Below are 18001 nucleotides of genomic sequence, written 5' to 3'. Positions count from 1 at the left end.
GCGCAAGGAAGCAGGTTTGCAGGGGCGGTGCAACGGGGTGTTGGATTGGAGGCGTGTCGAAGGCTGATTGCAAACCCCGACCTCCGTTCGGCCTTAATGGGGCTTTCTCACACCACCCCGGCGGAGGCCGGGGTCCAGTTGCCATGTCCCTGCGTTGGGGGAGGGCACCGCGTGCCTCATAATGCGTCGAAGCTGGACCCCCGCTTTCGCCGGGGTGGTGCAAAACAGGGAGAAGGGGAATGACCACAGCACTGACCATCCTCGGCTGGTCGATCATCCTGTTGTTCGTCCACATCGCGCTGCAATCGCAACTGGCGAGGTTGGACCGTGGCATCGGCTGGATGCGGGGCCGCGCGATGGAGTGGCTGCGCGGCTGGGCCGCCATGCGGGGCGGGCCGAGCGCGCCTTCGCCAACGACTGCGAGACCTGCCCTGTTTTCATCGCGTTGGCGCTTGGGCTTGCCGCTACGGGGAAGAACGGCGGCCTGGCGGCGACCGGCGCGTGGATGAGGTTCCTCGCGCGGGTCGCCTGCTTGCCGCTCTATATCTTAGGCATTCGGTACGTCCGGTCGCTGGCCTATCTGGTGTCGATGGTCGGGCTGGCGTTGACGCTTATCCGTTTCCTGTGACGGGCACGCCGTACAGATCGTGTTCGTCGGCGTCCTCGATGGCGACCAGGACGATATCGCCGACTGACAGATGCCCCGCATCGCGCAGGAAGACCTCGCCGTCGATCTCGGGCGCGTCGGCCTGGGAGCGGCCGGTCGCGCCGCCCTCCTCGTCCACCGCGTCGATGATGACGGGCAGGGTGCGGCCGACCTTGGCGGCGAGCTTGGCGGCGGAGATGGCGGCGGTCTTTTCCATGATCCGCGCGTAGCGCTCCTCCTTCACCGCCTCCGGGACGTGATCGGGCAGGGCGTTGGCGGCAGCGCCCTCCACGGGCTCGAAGCGGAAGGCACCGACCCGGTCGAGCTGGGCTTCATCCAGCCAGTCGAGCAGATACTCGAAATCCTCCACCGTCTCGCCGGGGAAACCGACCACAAAGGTCGAGCGGATCGCGATGTCCGGGCAGATGTCGCGCCATTGGTGGATGCGCTGCAGCACCTTGGCGTCGTTGCCAGGGCGCTTCATGCGGCGAAGTACCGAGGGCGCGGCATGCTGGAACGGAATGTCCAGATAGGGCAGCACCAGCCCTTCCGCCATCAGCGGGATCACCTGATCCACATGCGGATAGGGATAGACATAGTGCAGCCGCACCCACGGCGCGATCCTGCCGAGTTCGCGGGCCAGGTCGGTCATGTGCGGCACGACCTCCTGCCCCTTCCACATCCGCGGTTCCTTGCGGATGTCGATGCCATAGGCCGAGGTGTCCTGGCTGATGACCAGCAACTCGCGCGTGCCCGCCGCGACCAGTTTTTCCGCCTCGCGCAGGATCGCGTCGGGGCGGCGGCTGACCAGGTCGCCGCGAAGCGACGGAATGATGCAGAAGCTGCACCGATGGTTGCAGCCCTCCGAAATCTTCAGATAGCTGTAGTGGCGCGGCGTCAGCTTCAACCCCGCATCGGGGATCAGGTCGATATAGGGCGACAGGTTGGCGGGCGCGGCGGCGTGGACGGCCTCCACCACCTGCTCATATTCATGCGCCCCGGTGATCGCGAGAACGTCCGGGAAGCGGGTGCGGATCGCCTCGGCTTCCTTGCCCATGCAGCCGGTCACGATGACGCGGCCGTTTTCCTTGATCGCCTCGCCGATCGCCTCCAGGCTTTCCTCCTTGGCGGAGTCGAGAAAACCGCAGGTGTTGACCAGCACGACGTCGGCGCCGGCATAATCGGGCGACATCTGATAGCCATCGGCGCGGAGCTGCGTCAGGATGCGTTCACTGTCGACCAGGTTCTTGGGACAGCCGAGCGAGACCATGCCGACGCGCGGCGGAGTTGGGAGTTTCGTTGCCATGGGATGCGCGCGCACATAGTCCAGAATGGATGGCTTTTCCAGATGGCCTGCCACAGGCCGGTCGACAGGGCCGCGTGATGGCGGCATGGATCATTCGGACGATCCGGGCCGGGCGATGCGGGCCGGACGATAAGGGAATGGCGCGCGATGCTGGCGATCGGATTGATGTCGGGAACCTCGCTCGACGGGGTCGATGCGGCGCTGATCGAAACCGATGGCGAACGGATGGTGCGCCCCCTGGGGTTCCGCAGCGAGCCATATTCGGACAGCGCCCGCGCCGAACTGGCGGAGGCGACCGCGCTGGCCCTGACCTTCGACCGGCCGCGCGCCAGCCCGCCGATCGTAGCGGCGGGCGAGTTGATCGTGCGGACCCATGCCCTGGCGGTGCAGAAGCTGTTGCGCGATGCGGGTGTGGAGGCGGAGACGGTCGATGTCATCGGCTTTCACGGACAGACGGTCGCGCATCGTCCCGATCGGGGATGGACGTGGCAGATCGGCGAGGGGCAGGCGCTGGCCGATGCGACGGGCATCGCGACCGTCCATGACTTCCGGTCGGCCGACGTTGCCGCCGGGGGGCAGGGGGCGCCCCTGATCCCGGTCTATCATGCGGCGCTGGCGGCCGGGCTTGAACCGCCGGTGGCGCTGCTCAATCTGGGCGGGGTGGCCAATATCACCTTCATCGGTCGCGAGGGTGCGCTGGTCGCCTTCGATACAGGGCCGGCCAATGGATTGATCGATCACTGGATGGAGGCCGAATGCGGCCAGCGCTTCGACGCCGGCGGCGCGCTGGCGGCGGCGGGACGGGTGGACCCGGCGGTGCTCGCCAAGATGCTCGCCCATGGTTGGTTCGACCAGGCGCCGCCCAAGTCGCTCGACCGCAATGACTTCACGATCGAGGCGGCGCATGGCCTGTCCGCGGCGGATGGTGCGGCGACGCTCACCGCCTTCACCGCGCGCACGGTCGCGCGTGCGTTCGACCATTTGCCAGAGCGGCCACGTCGGTTGCTGGTCGCGGGCGGCGGCCGGCACAATGCCACGATGCTGGCGATGATCGCGGCGGAGACGGGGCTGACGCCCGAGCCGACCGACAGATTGGGCTGGAACGGCGACGCGCTGGAGGCAGAGGGGTTCGCCTATATGGCGGTCCGGCGGTTGCGCGACCTGCCAATCAGCTTTCCGGGGACGACCGGCGTGCCTCGGGTCATGACGGGTGGCATGCTGTGCTGTCCGGCCGAGGTCTGAACCGATCGCGGGTCAGCGCCGGGGCGCTTGTCTCGATGATCGGCTTGTTCGCGTTCCGCCCGAATCGGGCGAGCAGGCCGGCTCGAGTTCAGCGGCCTCGCCTTTGACAAACTCCGCAATCAGCGCGCGACATAGGCGTCGATCAGCGCGCCGACATAATCGGGATGGTCGCTGGTCAGTTCGCGTGCGGGGCGTCCCTTGGCATAGATGAACCCGGCGAGCGGATAGGTGGTGCTGCCCAGTCCGTCGGAGTCGCGGAACCACACGCGGACCTGGCTCCAGTCATTGGCGGGCGAGACGTCGAACAGCGTCACATCCTGTTCGGCATGGCCGCGCTCGCCATTCTGGACCGACCAGTTGGCATGCGTCAGCATCAGCACCCGGTCCTCGACGACGCGACTGACCACCGCGACATGGCCGAGCGGCAGGCGGCCGGTCTTCTGGAAGACCGCGACCGCGCCGATCCGCGGCGTGTGTCCGCGCGGATACTTCCCGGCGGCCTGCTGCCACCAGGTCCAGGCGTCGCCATAGATTTCGATGCCCGAGGCCTGACGTGCGAACGGTACGCATTGCCCGACATAGTCGAGAAGCGAGCGTGCAGGACTCGGTGTCACGCCGATCAGCGCGGCAAGTGACAGGATTGCCTTGGAAATCATGCCCTTCATACGCGGAAGGCTACGAAACGGGCATTAACGCCGACCTGCCGGAATTGGTTAACGGCGGGGTGGGCGGCGAGGGGCGATAGCGATGCGATGAATTGAGCGGAATTGAGGGTGATCGCACCCTTGACGGCTATCCGCGTCGGGCGCTGGCGCGGGCCTCGAGGATATCCCACAGCCCGCGATGCTGGACGAGCAATTGGGTCGCGCCGAATCCGCGTGCGCGCGCCAGGCCGACGATCTGCGCCTCCTCCTCGGCATCGTGCAGGATCGGTTCGGGCATGATGCTCTTGGGCGCGGGCAGGGCGAAACGCGCCGACGCGTGGTCGAGCAATCGGCGGATCGATCGCCAGTCGAGGATCAGGGCCGAGACAGCGCCGGTCGCGCAGCCACGCCGGTCCGAATTGGCCAGCATCTCCAGCGTCTGGCGCAGATGGGTGAGCGCGGCATCCGTCTGTGCCTGCCCCGGCGTCGAGGGCAGCGGGCCTGCGGCGGAGGTCAGGCTTGCGAGATAGGCGCGTTCATACGCAAAGGCGGTCGAGGACTGGATCAGCCAGGGCAGCGTTTCGATCTGGATACCGCGCGCCATGGCATAATCGATCATACTCGGATGATTGCCATGAACGGTGCAAATGGCGTGGATCGCATCCGTCAGATCGTGGAGCAGCGCCTGGGGCAGCAAAAGCGCCTGGACATGCGGATGTTCCGCGCTGCCCAGCCGGGCGAGAATCCCCGGTATGTCGCCACGCCGATCATGCTGCTGCGCGTCAAAGGCCGTGTTGGTCCCCATATCCGTCCCGAATGAGCCTTTGCGTCGGCTGTTTGCCCTTGTCCTTACGCCCCACATGCGAAGGCTTAATCCGAGATCGTTAATGACGGGTTTACGAAGTGGTCGGTGCGATCGGCCCGGAGGATCGGCGGCGAGCCGTGCCGCGAACCGGCTTGCCGGATGGCGGTGGCCCCGCGATAACGCCCGTCGATCGGGGACGGGGAGGACCGCCCCGCAGCAGTGTGTGGAGTGGTATGGATGCGCAAATGGGTGTTGGCTCTGGCGCTGGCTTCGGTCGGTGCCTCGCTGGGGACGGCCGCCATGGCGGCTGAACAGGCGGAAAAGCCCGGCGACCTGACGCTGGCCCGAGTTTTCGGAAGTCCCGACCTGTCGGGTTCGCAGCCGCGCGGGCTTCGCCTGTCGCCCGATGGGACGCTGCTGACGTCGTTGCGCCCGCGCGCGGACGAGAAGGAACGGCTGGACCTCTGGGCGCGGGATACGCGCACCGGCGAGGAACGGATGCTGGTCGATTCGAAGAAGGTCGGGTCCGGTGCGGAACTGTCCGAGGCGGAAAAGATGCAGCGCGAGCGCGCCCGCATCGGCGGATCGAAGGGGATCGTCGCCTATGACTGGGCGCCCGACGGCAAGTCGATTCTGGTGCCGCTCGATGGGGACCTGTATCTCGCCAGCCTGGACGGCCACGTCCGTCGCCTGACCAACACGCCCGGCGGCGAGTTGAACCCGATCGTCAGTCCCAAGGGCGGCTTTGTCAGCTTCGTGCGCGACCAGAACCTCTGGTCCATGCCGCTGAACGGCGGCGAGGCGCGGGCCTTGACCAAGGATGGCGGCGGCACCGTCCATTTCGGTGAGGCCGAGTTCGTCGCGCAGGAGGAAATGCACCGCTTCACCGGCTATTGGTGGAGCCCTGACGAACGCTATATCGCGGTCGAACGGTTCGACGATGCGCCGGTCAAGGTCGCGGTTCGCGCGGCGATCGGCGCGGCGGGGACCAAGATCTACGAACAACGCTATCCGGCGGCGGGCACGCCCAATGCGCTGGTCGATCTCTACGTCATGAAGGCGGACGGGTCGGGCCGCGTGAAGGTCGATCTGGGCAGCAATCCCGACATCTATCTGGCGCGGGTCGACTGGACGCCGGACGGCTTGGCGATGCTGGTCCAGCGTGAGAGCCGCGACCAGAAGCGGCTCGACATGCTGCGCGTCGACCCGGTGACGGGCAAGTCGACGGTCCTGTTCACCGAGCGTTCGGGCGACCGGAGCTGGCTGAACCTGTCGGACGCCTATCGGCCGATGAAGGACGGCAGCCTGATCTGGCGGTCGGAGCGGGACGGCTATGGCCATCTCTATCGCTTCGCCGATGGCCAGTGGACGCAACTGACCAAGGGGCCGTGGGTCGTCACCAATCTGGTCGGCGTGGATGAGGCGAAAGGGCGGCTCTATTTCACCGGGCTGAAGGACGATGTCCTCGAACAGCATCTCTATGCGGTCGACATCGCGCATCCCAACGTCATCACCCGCCTGACCGAGCGCGGCTATACCAACAGCGCGTCGATGGATTCGTCGGCCAGCCGCTTCATCGTGTCGCGCTCCAGCCCAAGCCAGCCGACCGAGGTCTATCTGGCCGACACCAGCGGCAAGCGGCTGAGCTGGATCAACGAGAATGCGATCGTCGCCGGGCACCCCTATGTGCCCTATCTCGCCAGCCACCGCGAGACCAAGTTCGGTACGATCAAGGCCGATGACGGCACGACGCTCTATTGGGAGATGATTACCCCCAAGCTGGTGCCCGGCAAGCGCTACCCCGTCTTTTTCCAGCATTATGGCGGCCCCGGCACCGGCCAACAGGTCACGCGTGGCTGGCAGGGCGCGCTGCCGCAATATCTGGTCGATCAGGGCTGGATCTTCTTCCAGATCGACAATCGCGGGTCGTATAATCGTGGCAAGGCGTTCGAGGATGCGATCTATCACGCGATGGGCACGGTTGAGGTCGCCGACCAGCTTGCGGGCGCAAAGTATCTGAAGAGCCTGGACTTCGTCGATTCCGCACGGATCGCGACCTATGGCTGGTCCTATGGCGGCTATATGTCGCTCAAGATGCTGGAAAAGACGCCGGGCGTCTATGCCGCCGCCGTGTCGGGGGCGCCCGTCACCGACTGGCAGCTCTACGACACCCATTATACCGAACGCTATCTGGGTGATCCGCGCACCGATTCGCAAAGCTATGCGACGTCGCAGGCGATCACCGATGCCGCAAAAATCCACGATCCGCTGCTGCTGATCCACGGTATGGCCGACGATAACGTCTTCCTCGACAATTCGACCGCCTTCGCCGCCCAGATGCAGAAGACCGACACGCCGTTCGAGATGATGCTCTATCCCGGCCAGACCCACCGCGTCGGCGGTCCGGGGATTTCGGAGCATCTGTGGCACACGATCCTGAACTTCCTTGATCGGACGGTGAAGGATAACCCCGCGAAGAAGTGATCCGCTCCTGCCTGCTACGGGGAGGGGGACCATGCAAAGCATAGTGGGGAGCGTGCCGTGTAGGGCGCACCTGTGCGGCAAGCCCCCTCCCTTATCGCTGCGCGCTGCTACCTCGCAGTAACGGGGAAGATTTACGGACGTGGACATGGCATTCCTGAAAACCTTCCATCTCTGGCCCTTTCTCGACACGCTGGTCAGCTATCTGACCGCCTTCGTGCTGGGGACCGTGATCGGTACAGAGCGGCAATATCGCCAGCGCACCGCCGGGCTGCGAACCAATGCGCTGGTCGCGATCGGCGCGGCGGCGTTCGTCGATCTGGGGCAGCGGCTGGGCGGCGATATCGAATCGATGCGCATCATCGCCTATGTCGTGTCGGGCATCGGCTTTCTGGGCGCGGGCGTCATCATGAAGGAGGGGATGAACGTTCGCGGGCTGAACACCGCGGCGACCCTGTGGTGTTCGGCGGCGGTCGGGGCGATCGCGGGCAGCGACATGATGGCGGAGGCCGTGCTGCTGACCTTCATGGTGCTGCTCGCCAACACCGCATTGCGCCCGCTGGTCGAGGCGATCAATCGCATCCCGGTCGATGGGCGGCATGTCGAGGCGACCTATTCGGTGAGCCTGACGACCAGCACGGCGTCGGCGGGGCCGATCGGCGATCTTCTGGTCGAACATCTGGAGGGGGCAGGCCTTCCCGTTGGCGAGTTGGAAACCGAGGAACTGGGAGAGGATCGGATCACCGTCACCGCCACCCTGACCAGCACGATCGTCGAAGCGGGCGAACTCGACCGGATCACCGATCATTTTCAGACGGTCCATGGCATCACCCACGCCACCTGGGCGGCGAGTACGCATGATTGAGCCCATGCCGGCCAGCCCCGCACAGACCGGGGCCTGTGCCACACGGTCATGACGCCTCCATCCCAACCAAGACTTCCCGTCGGGAAACGCGCACTTTTCGCAAAGTTGGTGGACGTGTCCGCGCAATGACGCTACCGGCTCACGCTTCCGAGTGGAGGGTAGAATGGGTTATCGCGTAGTGGTCGCCGGGGCGACGGGTAATGTCGGCCGGGAAATGATCAACATCCTGGCGGAGCGGGAATTCCCGATCGACGAACTGGCGGTCGTCGCCTCGTCGCGCAGCCAGGGCGACCAGATCGAATATGGCGAGACGGGCAAGATGCTGACCGTCAAGAATATCGAGCATTTCGATCCCACCGGCTGGGACATCGCACTGTTCGCGATAGGATCGGACGCGACCAAAATCTACGCCCCCAAATTCGCCGCCGCCGGTTGCGTGGTGATCGACAATTCGTCGCTCTATCGCATGGACCCGGACGTGCCGCTGATCGTGCCGGAAGTGAACCCCGATGCGATCGACGGCTACACCGCCCGGAACATCATCGCCAACCCGAATTGCTCGACCGCGCAGATGGTCGTCGCGCTCAAGCCGCTCCACGACAAGGCGAAGATCAAGCGGGTCGTCGTCGCGACCTATCAGTCCGTCTCGGGCGCGGGCAAGGCGGGCATGGACGAACTGTTCGAGCAGAGCCGCAACATCTTCGTCGGCGATCCGGCCGAGCCCAAGAAGTTCACCAAGCAGATCGCGTTCAACGTGATCCCGCACATCGACAGCTTCCTGGACGACGGCTCGACCAAGGAAGAGTGGAAGATGGTCGCCGAAACCAAGAAGATCCTCGACCCCAAGGTGAAGATCACCGCGACCTGTGTTCGCGTGCCGGTCTTTGTCGGCCATTCCGAGGCGCTGAACATCGAGTTCGAGAATGAGATTTCGGCGCAGGAAGCCCAGGATATCCTGCGCGAGGCACCCGGGGTCATGCTGATCGACAAGCGCGAGGACGGCGGCTACGTCACGCCGGTCGAATGCGTCGGCGACTATGCGACCTTCATCAGCCGCGTGCGCGAGGATTCGACAGTCGACAACGGCCTGTCGCTGTGGTGCGTGTCGGACAATTTGCGCAAAGGCGCGGCGCTGAACGCGGTGCAGATCGCCGAGTTGCTCGGTCGTCGCCACCTGAAGAAGGGCGGCTGATCCCGCCCCTCCTGGCGAGGGGATCGCTACGAAGCAGTCCAGCGGTTCCGGTCGGTTCCGCTGGATTGCTTCGCGCGGCTCGCCATGGCGGCTTGCGCCTATCGCCCGACGTAAAGCTCCGGCCGATGCCAGGCGAAGAGGATCAGGCTGATTGCCGCGGCGCTGATCGCCGACCAGATCAGTTGCGGGCCGGTCACGACCGGGATCGCCAGGCTGAGGATGACGACGTCCAGCGCGATTTGCGTCATGCCCATATTCCATCCGCGCTTGCGAAACAGCCAGATGGTGATGACGCCGGTACCGCCGACGCCTGCCTGATGCCGGGCAAGCGCCAGGATGCCCATGCCGATCACGGTGCCGCCGACCAGCGCGGCAAAGGCCGGGTGGACGGTGTCGATATGCACCGACACCCGCGTGATCTCCGAGGCGACCGCGATGCCGATATTGACCAGCACGGTCTTCACCGCGAAGCGGGTGCCCATCACCTTGTGCGCGAACAGGAAGAAGGGAATGTTCACCAGCGTGAACAGGACCCCGGCCGGCAGCGGGATGAGATAGGACAGCAGCAGCGCGACGCCGGCAATGCCCCCCGTCACCAGTCCTGCCGCTTTGAGGAACACCAGCCCGACGATCAGCAACGTGCAGCCGATGAAGATCGCATAGGCGTCTTCCAACAGGCTGTGCGGGCGGCCAATGGGGCTGGGCGGCAGGGTATCGGTATCGGAGGCGGTGATCGCGGTCATGGAGTGTCCGGTTAGAGGTCCGGCATCCGCTCCCGTTCATCCTGCTTCTTGGCGGCAGATGGTCCCTGTGTAGCGCAAACCGCGCGTCGCGCCAATCGGCTCGGGCGGTGGGGCTGAGGAACTGCACTATCGCACGATCAGCCACCCGATCCCGGCCAGTGCCGTCAGGGCATAGAGACCGCCCTGCGCGCGAAAGAGATATGCCGCGCCGAGGACACCGATCGCGGCCAGCGCGGCCGTGGCAACCTGATGCGGCGCGATCCGTTCCAGAAGGATGAACGCGCCGACCAGATTGGCCGCCGCATTGATTCCGATCCACAGATAGGAGGGCAAGACCCCGATCGAACCGACCAGCGGCAGCTTGATCGTGGCGAAGCCACGCATCGTCGTCGGGAAGAGATCGGCCGCGAGATGAAAGCCGACCCCAAAGCCCAGCCCCGCGGCCACCGGCCATGTCCGATTGTCCAGCAACGCGACGTAGAAGGGAAGCACGCTGTGGATCAGCGCGCTGCGATGCTGAAGCTGGAGCGGCGTGTCGAGATCGGGCAACCGCGTCCCCGCTGCCGTCGCCGCCGCGACCGTGGCGATCAGCATCCATGGCCCACCCCCACCGGCGAACGCCAGGATCACCGCAAGGAGAATGAATAGGGATGCTGCCATGGGCGGCGGCTAACGGCTTGTACCCCTTTTGTCCATCATCGTGACTCGCTGAGAATCAGAAAAAAGCACGGATTCCGGCCATTTTGCGTTGGCCTGCTGAGAAGGCTACTCATCGCGCGCCTGCCGCCCCCTCTGACAGGTCAAGAGTACAATTTTTTGAGGGTGGTCGCGGCATCCCGCTGCGGCATGGTCGGGGGCATGACCATGCACGCCAAAGCCGGTGTCGGGGCGCTGACCGACCGCGAAAAACAGACGCTGCGTCTGATCGTGCGGGGGCATGATGCCAAGTCCATTGCGCGCGCGTTGAACCTGTCGGTCCACACCATCAACGAACGCCTGCGCGACGCCCGCCGCAAGCTGGCCGTGTCAAGCAGCCGCGAGGCGGCGCGGATACTCTTGGAGGTGGAGGGCGAGCCGCCGATCGTGCCCCCCGATTTTATGGGGGACAGGAGGATCGGGGAAGATCGCGCCGCCCCGGTGGTCGATGACGAACCAGCGCCGGTCATCGGCGCGGGGCGCGGCATCCGCCGTGCCCGGATTATCATCGGAGCGACGCTCATGACCCTTGCCTTCAGCCTGCTGGCCCTTGGCGGCTTGACCCATATGGCCTCCACACCACCCCAGGCGGCTCCGACTTCCACGACGGCGACCGATCCGGCGGCTGTCGAGGTCGCGCAACGTTTCGTGCAACTGATCGACCAGAGCCGTTGGGCAGACAGCTATCGCTTGACTACGGCCAGCTTCCGCAAGCTCAACACCGAACAGGTCTGGGCAAGTACGTCGGAGAAGGTGCGGGGACCCTTGGGAAAAATGGTGTCACGCACCTTCCTGAGCCAGGACGACAGCCCCGCGCCGCCCGCCGGTTATCGGATGGTGCGGTTCAACACGCGGTTCGGGACGTCGGCGGACATCATCGAGACGGTGACGCTGGAGCGCGAGAATGGCGAGTGGCGGGTCGCTGGGATTTATGTCGGCTAAAACAGGCTACCCTCACCTTTCCGGTGCTTAGCGCCTCCCTCCCTTTCCCACCGGGAGTGGGAAGGGTGAGGGCAGCGGCAAGAAAGGTCCCCATTCGCCAAAATCCGTATTAGGAGGGCCCGGTAAAGCCTAACGCCGGAGACCGAACCCTTGGCCGACACCGCCCCCGAAATCCGCTTTTTCGACAGCTTCGACGGCACCCCGATCGCCTGGCGTGAGATGGGGGAGGGGCGGCCGGTGGTGCTGATCCACGGCTATTTCTCCGACGCGTACACCAACTGGATCCGCTACGGTCACGCCGCCACCATTGCCGCCAAGGGCTACTGGGTGATCATGCCCGACCTGCGTGCCCATGGCGAAAGTGGCAAGCCGCATGATCCCGCCGCCTATCCCGCCGATGCACTGACCCGTGATGGCCATGCGCTGATCGCGCATCTGGGACTGACCGATTATGATTTGGGGGGCTATTCGCTCGGCGCGCGGACGGTGTGCCGAATGCTCGCGACGGGGGCCGAACCGGGCAAGGCGATCTTCGCGGGCATGGGGCTGGCGGGACTGCTGCATACGGACCGCCGGGTCGATCACTTCACCAGGATCCTGACGCGGCTGGGCGAACATGAGCGTGGCAGCCCGGAATGGATGGCCGAGGCATTTCTGAAGACCACCGGCGGCGATCCGGTGGCGCTGCTCCATATCCTGCAGACATTCGCCGATACGCCGCTGTCGGTGATCGAGGGTTTCGACCTGCCCGCGCTGGTGGTGGCGGGCGTCGAGGATTTCGACAATGGCGCCGCGGTCGAACTGGCCGAGGCGTTGCCGCGCGGACGCTATGTCGAGATTCCGGGCAACCACATGAGTTCGGTGACGAAACCCGAACTGGGGGCGGCAATCGCGCAGTTTCTCGCGGCTTGACGGGGGCGGACAAAGCCGCGCAACTATATTCCAGCGACCCCGTTTCGAGGGTTTTCAGGATAACAGGGGGATAATCATGATCCGTTTCGCCGTTTCCGGCAGCATCCTCGCCATCGCGCTGGCGGGTGCCGCCCAGGCGCAGACCGCCGCTCCCGCGAGCCCGCCGCCCGCCACTGTCGCGGGGGCCGATGCTTTTGTCGCGGAGGCCGAGAAGACGCTGGGCGAAAAGTCGATCGGGGCGCAGCAGATCGCCTGGGTCAATGCGACCTATATCACCGACGACACCGATGCCCTGGCCGCCGCGTCCGGTGCGGAAATGACCGATCTCGCGGTCCGCTATGGCCTGGGGGCCGCGCGTTATCAGGCGCTGCCGGGATTGTCCTATGACACCAAGCGCAAGCTCGATCTGCTGCGCGGCGGGATCACGCTGCCGGCGCCGACCACGCCGGGTGCGGCGGCGCAGCTTTCGATGCTGACGACGCGCATGTCGTCGTCCTATGGCAAGGGCAAGGGCACGCTGAACGGTCGGCCGATCAACGGATCGGATATCGAAGCCGCCATGGGCAGCGAGCGCGACCCCGCCCGCCTGAAGGAAATGTGGATCAGCTGGCATGACCAGGTCGGCGCACCGATGCGTGCCGATTACACCCAGATGACCGCGCTTGCCAATCAGGGCGCGAAGGAACTGGGCTATGCCGATGCGGGGGCGATGTGGCGCTCGGGCTATGACATGACGCCGGAGCAGTTCGCGCAGTTGACCGACCGGATCTGGGGTGAGGTCGAGCCGCTGTACAAGGCGCTGCACACCTATGTCCGCTGGAAGCTCAACGAGAAATATGGCGACGCCGTCCAGTCGAAGACGGGGCCGATCCGTGCCGACCTGCTGGGCAATATGTGGGCGCAGGAATGGGGCAATATCTATGATCTCGTCGCGCCCAGGGGCGCGGGCGATGTCGGCTATGACACCGGCGACTTGCTCAAGGCCAAGGGCTATGACCCGGTCAAGATGGTGAAGGCGGGCGAGGGCTTCTATTCCTCGCTGGGCTTCGCGCCGCTGCCGCAGACCTTCTGGCAGCGGTCGCAGATCGTGAAACCCGCCGATCGCGAGGTGATCTGCCACGCGTCGGCCTGGGACATCGACAATCTGGACGATATCCGGATCAAGATGTGCACCAAGGTGAATGCCGACGACTTCGTCACCATCCACCATGAACTCGGCCATAATTACTATCAGCGCGCCTATAAGGACCAGCCGTTCCTCTATAAGAACGGCGCGAATGACGGGTTCCACGAGGCGATCGGCGATACTGTCGCATTGTCGATCACGCCCGATTATCTGGTGAAGATCGGCCTGCTCGATGCCGCGAAGGTGCCGAGTGCCGACAAAGATATCGGGCTGCTGTTGCGCCAGGCGATGGACAAGGTTGCGTTCCTCCCCTTCGGCCTCTTGATCGACAAGTGGCGCTGGGGGGTCTTCTCCGGCCAGATTGCAGCGAACCAGTATCAGGCGGGCTGGGACGCGCTGCGCCTGAAATATCAAGGCGTGGTGCCGCCGGTCGCACGCGATGAAACGAAGTTCGATCCGGGCGCGAAATACCATATTCCGGCGGGCGTGCCCTATGCGCGCTATTTCCTCGCGCGGGTGCTACAGTTCCAGTTCTACAAGGCCGCCTGCGAGCAGGCCGGATGGAAGGGGCCGCTGCACCTTTGTTCCTTCTTCGGCAACAAGGCGGTTGGCCAGAGGCTGAACGCGATGCTGGCGATGGGACAGTCCAGGCCCTGGCCAGATGCGCTTCAGGTGTTCACCGGAAGCCGTGAGATGTCGGGCAAGGCGCTGGTCGAATATTTCGCGCCGCTCAAGGCCTGGCTTGACCAGCAGAACAAGGGCAAACCGCAGGGCTGGTAATGACCGATCCCTCCCCAAGGCACATTTGGGGAGGGATGGCCCCCGGGGCTCCTGTTGAATGGGCGATAAATCGCTCCGATTCAGTCTCTTGCAGTGCCTTTTTCACCTGCATTCGGTGTGCTGCCGCGCAGGGATAGCAAGGCCGCCGCGACCGCCGCGCAGGCGGCAAGGCTACCGAGGAGGGACGCCACCCCCCACTTGCCGCCGATCCGGTCCAGCCCTTGTTTGCCCAGCACGGGCGCTGGGGCGGCCTTGATCGGCGTGGGGCGGCGAGGCGGTGACTTACGTGGCGAGGCGCGCTTGGTCGAACGCGGCTTGGGTGGCGATTTGACCTTGGGCTTGGCGGAGGTTTCGGCCGATGCGCCTTCCTCGCCCCCGGTCTTGAGAGTGTCGTCCGATGCCTTAGCCGGTGGGCGCTTGCGGAATGCGCTCGAACCGGCCGTTTTCGGGCTGGCGCGACGGCGGGGCGGGCGGGGCGTTTTCGGATCCGGTGTATCGACCATCGACAATCAACCCCCTGTTATCGGTTCGATCCTGTAACGCGCCGCCCGTCGCTCGGGTTGCCGATCAGCGGAACGGCGGCTCGCTGAACGCGCGAAGCTTGCGGCTGTGCAGTTTGTTGCCCTCGCGGCGGAGCTGTTCGCACGTCTCGATACCGATCCGCATATGCTCGCTGATCGCGCGCTCATAAAAGCGATTGGCCTGACCCGGCAGCTTCAGCTCGCCGTGTAGCGGCTTGTCCGACACGCAGAGCAAGGTCCCATAGGGCACGCGGAAACGATAGCCCTGGGCCGCGATGGTCGCGGATTCCATGTCGATCCCGACCGCGCGGCTGAGCGAAAAACGCAGTGCCGATTTGGAGTAGCGCAGCTCCCAGTTGCGGTCGTCGGTGGTCACGATCGTGCCGGTGCGCAGCCGACGCTTGAGTTCGTCGCCCGACTGGCCGGACACGATCTCCGCGGCATTGGCGAGCGCGACCTGCACCTCGGCAATGGCGGGCACGGGAATTTCCGGCGGCAGCACGTCGTCCAGCACATGGTCGTCGCGCAAATATGCATGCGCCAGCACATAATCGCCGATCCGCTGGCTGGGGCGAAGCCCGCCGCAATGGCCGATCATCAGCCATGCTTCGGGCCGCATCACGGCCAGATGGTCGCAGATCGTCTTGGCGTTGGACGGGCCGACGCCGATATTGACCAGCGTGATGCCCGTGCCGTCCTTGGCGACCAGATGATAGGCGGGCATCTGGTGACGCCGCCACGCGCTGTCGGTGACGATCTTGTCGACGTCCTCGGGACGTTCGATCACGATCCCGCCCGCACCCGACAGCGCGATGAAGCGCGACCCCTCGCCAAGCTGCGACGCGCCCCAGCGGACGAACTCGTCGACATATCGATGGTAATTGGTGAACAGCACATAGCGCTGGCAATGCTCGGGCGGCGTGCCGGTATAGTGGCGCAGGCGCGCGAGCGAGAAATCGGTACGCAGGCCGTCGAACAGCGCGAGCGGCCGAACGCCATCGGCAGTCATCCACAGGCCATCGGCAATCTCGTCACCGATCTGCGCCAACTCGGTCGCAGGGAAGAACCGCGCCAGCTCGGCGGCCGATACCGTGTCCAGGCTCAGCGCGTGGCCGGGGTCGAGAACATAGGGAAAGGGGATTTCCTGGTGCCCGGCGACCGCTTCGACCGAAACATCATAATCCTCGATCAGCAGGGTAAGCTGTTCGACCAGATAGTCCTTGAACAACGCGGGTTTGGTCACGCTGATGCGATATTCCCCCGCCGACACCAGCCGCCCGAAAGAGCGCATCGGGGTCGGTCGCCCGGCTTCTCCGCGATAGGTGAGCCGGATCTCGGGATAGGCGAAGCAGCCATGCGCGCGCTCGTCGAGGCCGGGCACCGTGCCATCCTGGAGATAGGCGGTCAGTGCGTTCTTCAGCCGCGTGACGGAGGCGGTGTAGAGACGGTCGAGTTCCTCGACGATTTGAACGGCTTGAGTCATGGTCGAGGAGCTAGGCGCTGTCGCGGGCGCTGGCAAGCGGCCCCGCATGGCGGAAGGCGGTCGTCCCGCCTTCCGTTGGATCGAGCGTCAGGCGCCCTGCGACGAATTCTCGTCATCATGCGTGCCGCGCAGCTTGGCCGCGCCGAACGCCGCCCCCGCCACGGCGGCGGCCACCCCTGCGGCAATCCCCGCGGCGGCATAGGGATGCCCCTTCACCTTTTCGCCGAAGCTCTTGGCCGGGGCCTGTTTCTCAGGGGGGACATAGGTGGTCATGACCATATTCCTCTCAACGCTATGGGGTCATTGCCGAAAACGCGCCGCCCATGGTCGCTGTTCCACGCATTATCCGATCGGCGGCGCGTCCGGGCGATCAGATCTGGGCCAGCAGGTGTTCGGCCGAGCTGACCTTGAACTCGCCAGGGGCCTCGACAAAAAGCTGCTCGACGACGCCGTCACGGACCAGCATGGTGTAGCGCTGGCTGCGCGTGCCCATGCCCAATTTGGACCCGTCCATGGTCAGACCGACGGCCTGCGCGAAATCGCCATTGCCGTCCGCGAGCATCGTGATGCCGTCCGACCCGCTGGCCTTGCCCCAGGCCTTCATGACGAAGGCGTCGTTGACCGCCGTGCAGGCGATTTCGTCCACGCCCTTGGCCTTCAGGGCATCGGCCTGCGCCACGAAGCCTGGCAGATGCTGGGCCGAGCAGGTCGGCGTGAAGGCACCCGGCACGGCAAAAAGCGCAATGCGGCGACCGGCGAAATAATCGGTGGTCGACACCTGTTCGGGGCCCTCGGCCGTCACCTTGACCAACGTGGCGGCGGGGATGCGGTCTCCAACCTTGATCGTCATCGTTCCAATCCTTCGGGGCATTGCGGCCCGGCACGTCGCCGGTCGTTCGTGCCCGTCCATGCCGTCGAACCCCGTGGCATTTCAAGCATGGCGAGGCGAAGCGGTGATGCCTATAGTCGAGCCGTGCATCAGCTGACTTATCTATCCGGCCAATTTCTGCTGGCCATGCCGGGCATGATTGACGCCCGTTTCGATCACGCGATCATCGCCATGTGCGCTCATGACGAAGGAGGGGCGCTGGGCATCGGGCTGGGCGCGACGCTCGACGGCATCGGCTTTCATACGCTGCTCGACCAGTTCGGTATCGCGCATGGCGATGCGCCCGATGCGCCCGTTCATTATGGCGGCCCGGTCGAACCGCGCCGTGGCTTTGTGCTGCACACCCATGACTGGCAGGGGCAGGACAGTATCGATGTCGGCGGCCGCTGGATCCTGTCCAGCACCGTCGACGTGCTGCGTGCCATTGCCGAGGGCAAGGGACCCGAACGCTGGGCCGTCGCGCTGGGCTATGCCGGATGGGATGCCGGACAGTTGGAAGCGGAGCTGCGCGAACCGGGTTGCTGGTTCAACGTCTGGGGCGAGCGTGCGATATTGTACGATGTCGAGCCGGAGGATCGTTGGCACGCGGCCTTCGGCGTGGCCGGGGTCGATCCCCGCCAGTTGGTGATGGGCGGCGGTACTGCCTGACGTATCAGATAAGGCATTGGCGCGTTTCTCCGCCTCCGGCGCGCATTCCCTGGCCGCGGGAAACCGGCGGACGGCGCGAA

The 18001-nt window shown here is 65.1% G+C and carries 18 protein-coding genes; 9 read left to right on the top strand and 9 right to left on the bottom strand.

All coding sequences use genetic code 11. From position 1 onward, the window contains the following. The first annotated feature begins 361 nt into the window (after positions 1-361). On the top strand, positions 362-628 hold the full coding sequence (locus RN629_RS10655; RefSeq protein WP_407035225.1) for an MAPEG family protein: 267 nt from the start codon (positions 362-364) through the stop codon (positions 626-628). On the opposite strand, the gene rimO is transcribed toward RN629_RS10655, so the two are convergent. Beyond that, complete coding sequence (gene rimO / locus RN629_RS10650; RefSeq protein ID WP_407035224.1) at positions 612-1952, bottom strand: 30S ribosomal protein S12 methylthiotransferase RimO; 1341 nt, start codon at positions 1950-1952, stop codon at positions 612-614. The genes RN629_RS10655 and rimO overlap by 17 nt on opposite strands. Before the next feature lie 147 nt (positions 1953-2099). Here rimO and RN629_RS10645 point away from each other — a divergent pair, with 147 nt between their 5' ends. Further along, positions 2100-3194: an anhydro-N-acetylmuramic acid kinase gene (locus tag RN629_RS10645; RefSeq protein WP_407035223.1), complete on the top strand. Its 1095-nt coding sequence runs from the start codon at positions 2100-2102 to the stop codon at positions 3192-3194. Between the two features lie 119 nt (positions 3195-3313). Here the strand turns inward: RN629_RS10645 and RN629_RS10640 are convergent, their stop codons facing one another. Both RN629_RS10640 and RN629_RS10635 read right to left on the bottom strand, forming a co-directional pair. After that, a complete protein-coding gene (locus tag RN629_RS10640; RefSeq protein ID WP_407035222.1) occupies positions 3314-3850 on the bottom strand; it encodes a CHAP domain-containing protein in 537 nt (178 codons plus the stop codon). 136 nt (positions 3851-3986) lie between these two features. Next, positions 3987-4643 (bottom strand): DUF6975 family protein, encoded by a 657-nt coding sequence (locus tag RN629_RS10635; RefSeq protein ID WP_407035221.1) that lies wholly within the window; start codon positions 4641-4643, stop codon positions 3987-3989. A gap of 237 nt (positions 4644-4880) precedes the next feature. On the opposite strand from RN629_RS10635, the gene RN629_RS10630 reads away from it, so the two are divergent. The 3 genes from RN629_RS10630 (at position 4881) to RN629_RS10620 (ending at position 9181) form a co-directional block, all read left to right on the top strand. Beyond that, positions 4881-7127 carry a S9 family peptidase gene (locus RN629_RS10630; RefSeq protein WP_407035220.1) on the top strand — a complete coding sequence of 749 codons (2247 nt, stop codon included), beginning with the start codon at positions 4881-4883 and terminating at the stop codon, positions 7125-7127. Positions 7128-7272: 145 nt separating this feature from the next. Then, the gene (locus RN629_RS10625; protein WP_407035219.1) at positions 7273-7989 is read left to right on the top strand and encodes an MgtC/SapB family protein; all 717 of its coding nucleotides are present in this window, start codon (positions 7273-7275) and stop codon (positions 7987-7989) included. A 163-nt stretch (positions 7990-8152) separates the two neighbouring features. Next, positions 8153-9181 carry an aspartate-semialdehyde dehydrogenase gene (locus tag RN629_RS10620; protein ID WP_407035218.1) on the top strand — a complete coding sequence of 343 codons (1029 nt, stop codon included), beginning with the start codon at positions 8153-8155 and terminating at the stop codon, positions 9179-9181. A gap of 98 nt (positions 9182-9279) precedes the next feature. Here the strand turns inward: RN629_RS10620 and RN629_RS10615 are convergent, their stop codons facing one another. Both RN629_RS10615 and RN629_RS10610 read right to left on the bottom strand, forming a co-directional pair. Further along, the gene (locus tag RN629_RS10615; protein WP_407035217.1) at positions 9280-9924 is read right to left on the bottom strand and encodes a YitT family protein; all 645 of its coding nucleotides are present in this window, start codon (positions 9922-9924) and stop codon (positions 9280-9282) included. A 126-nt stretch (positions 9925-10050) separates the two neighbouring features. After that, positions 10051-10584, bottom strand: coding sequence for a hypothetical protein (locus tag RN629_RS10610; protein WP_407035216.1), 534 nt, complete (start codon positions 10582-10584; stop codon positions 10051-10053). A gap of 198 nt (positions 10585-10782) precedes the next feature. Between RN629_RS10610 and RN629_RS10605 the strand changes: the two genes are divergently transcribed. From RN629_RS10605 to RN629_RS10595, 3 genes are all read left to right on the top strand, one after another. Next, positions 10783-11562: a helix-turn-helix domain-containing protein gene (locus RN629_RS10605; RefSeq protein WP_407035215.1), complete on the top strand. Its 780-nt coding sequence runs from the start codon at positions 10783-10785 to the stop codon at positions 11560-11562. A gap of 150 nt (positions 11563-11712) precedes the next feature. Further along, on the top strand, positions 11713-12474 hold the full coding sequence (locus RN629_RS10600; RefSeq protein ID WP_407035214.1) for an alpha/beta fold hydrolase: 762 nt from the start codon (positions 11713-11715) through the stop codon (positions 12472-12474). Between the two features lie 76 nt (positions 12475-12550). Beyond that, entirely contained in the window at positions 12551-14380 is a 1830-nt protein-coding gene (locus RN629_RS10595) for a M2 family metallopeptidase (protein ID WP_407035213.1), read from the top strand. A gap of 80 nt (positions 14381-14460) precedes the next feature. Here the strand turns inward: RN629_RS10595 and RN629_RS10590 are convergent, their stop codons facing one another. The 4 genes from RN629_RS10590 to RN629_RS10575 all read right to left on the bottom strand — a co-directional run bounded on the left by RN629_RS10590 (position 14461) and on the right by RN629_RS10575 (position 17234). After that, entirely contained in the window at positions 14461-14889 is a 429-nt protein-coding gene (locus RN629_RS10590; protein WP_407035212.1) for a hypothetical protein, read from the bottom strand. Positions 14890-14947: 58 nt separating this feature from the next. Continuing rightward, the gene (locus RN629_RS10585) at positions 14948-16384 is read right to left on the bottom strand and encodes an AMP nucleosidase (protein ID WP_407035211.1); all 1437 of its coding nucleotides are present in this window, start codon (positions 16382-16384) and stop codon (positions 14948-14950) included. 87 nt (positions 16385-16471) lie between these two features. Continuing rightward, positions 16472-16657 (bottom strand): hypothetical protein, encoded by a 186-nt coding sequence (locus tag RN629_RS10580; RefSeq protein ID WP_407035210.1) that lies wholly within the window; start codon positions 16655-16657, stop codon positions 16472-16474. Between the two features lie 97 nt (positions 16658-16754). Beyond that, positions 16755-17234, bottom strand: coding sequence for a peroxiredoxin (locus tag RN629_RS10575; RefSeq protein ID WP_407035209.1), 480 nt, complete (start codon positions 17232-17234; stop codon positions 16755-16757). A 123-nt stretch (positions 17235-17357) separates the two neighbouring features. On the opposite strand from RN629_RS10575, the gene RN629_RS10570 reads away from it, so the two are divergent. Further along, positions 17358-17921, top strand: coding sequence for a YqgE/AlgH family protein (locus RN629_RS10570; protein WP_407035208.1), 564 nt, complete (start codon positions 17358-17360; stop codon positions 17919-17921). The last annotated feature ends 80 nt before the right edge of the window (positions 17922-18001 follow it).

The organism is Facivitalis istanbulensis (assembly GCF_040560405.1).
GTDB lineage: Bacteria > Pseudomonadota > Alphaproteobacteria > Sphingomonadales > Sphingomonadaceae > Sphingomonas > Sphingomonas istanbulensis.
The sequence above is the reverse complement of the archived record's forward strand: the minus strand, read 5'-3'. Positions and strand labels throughout refer to the sequence as shown.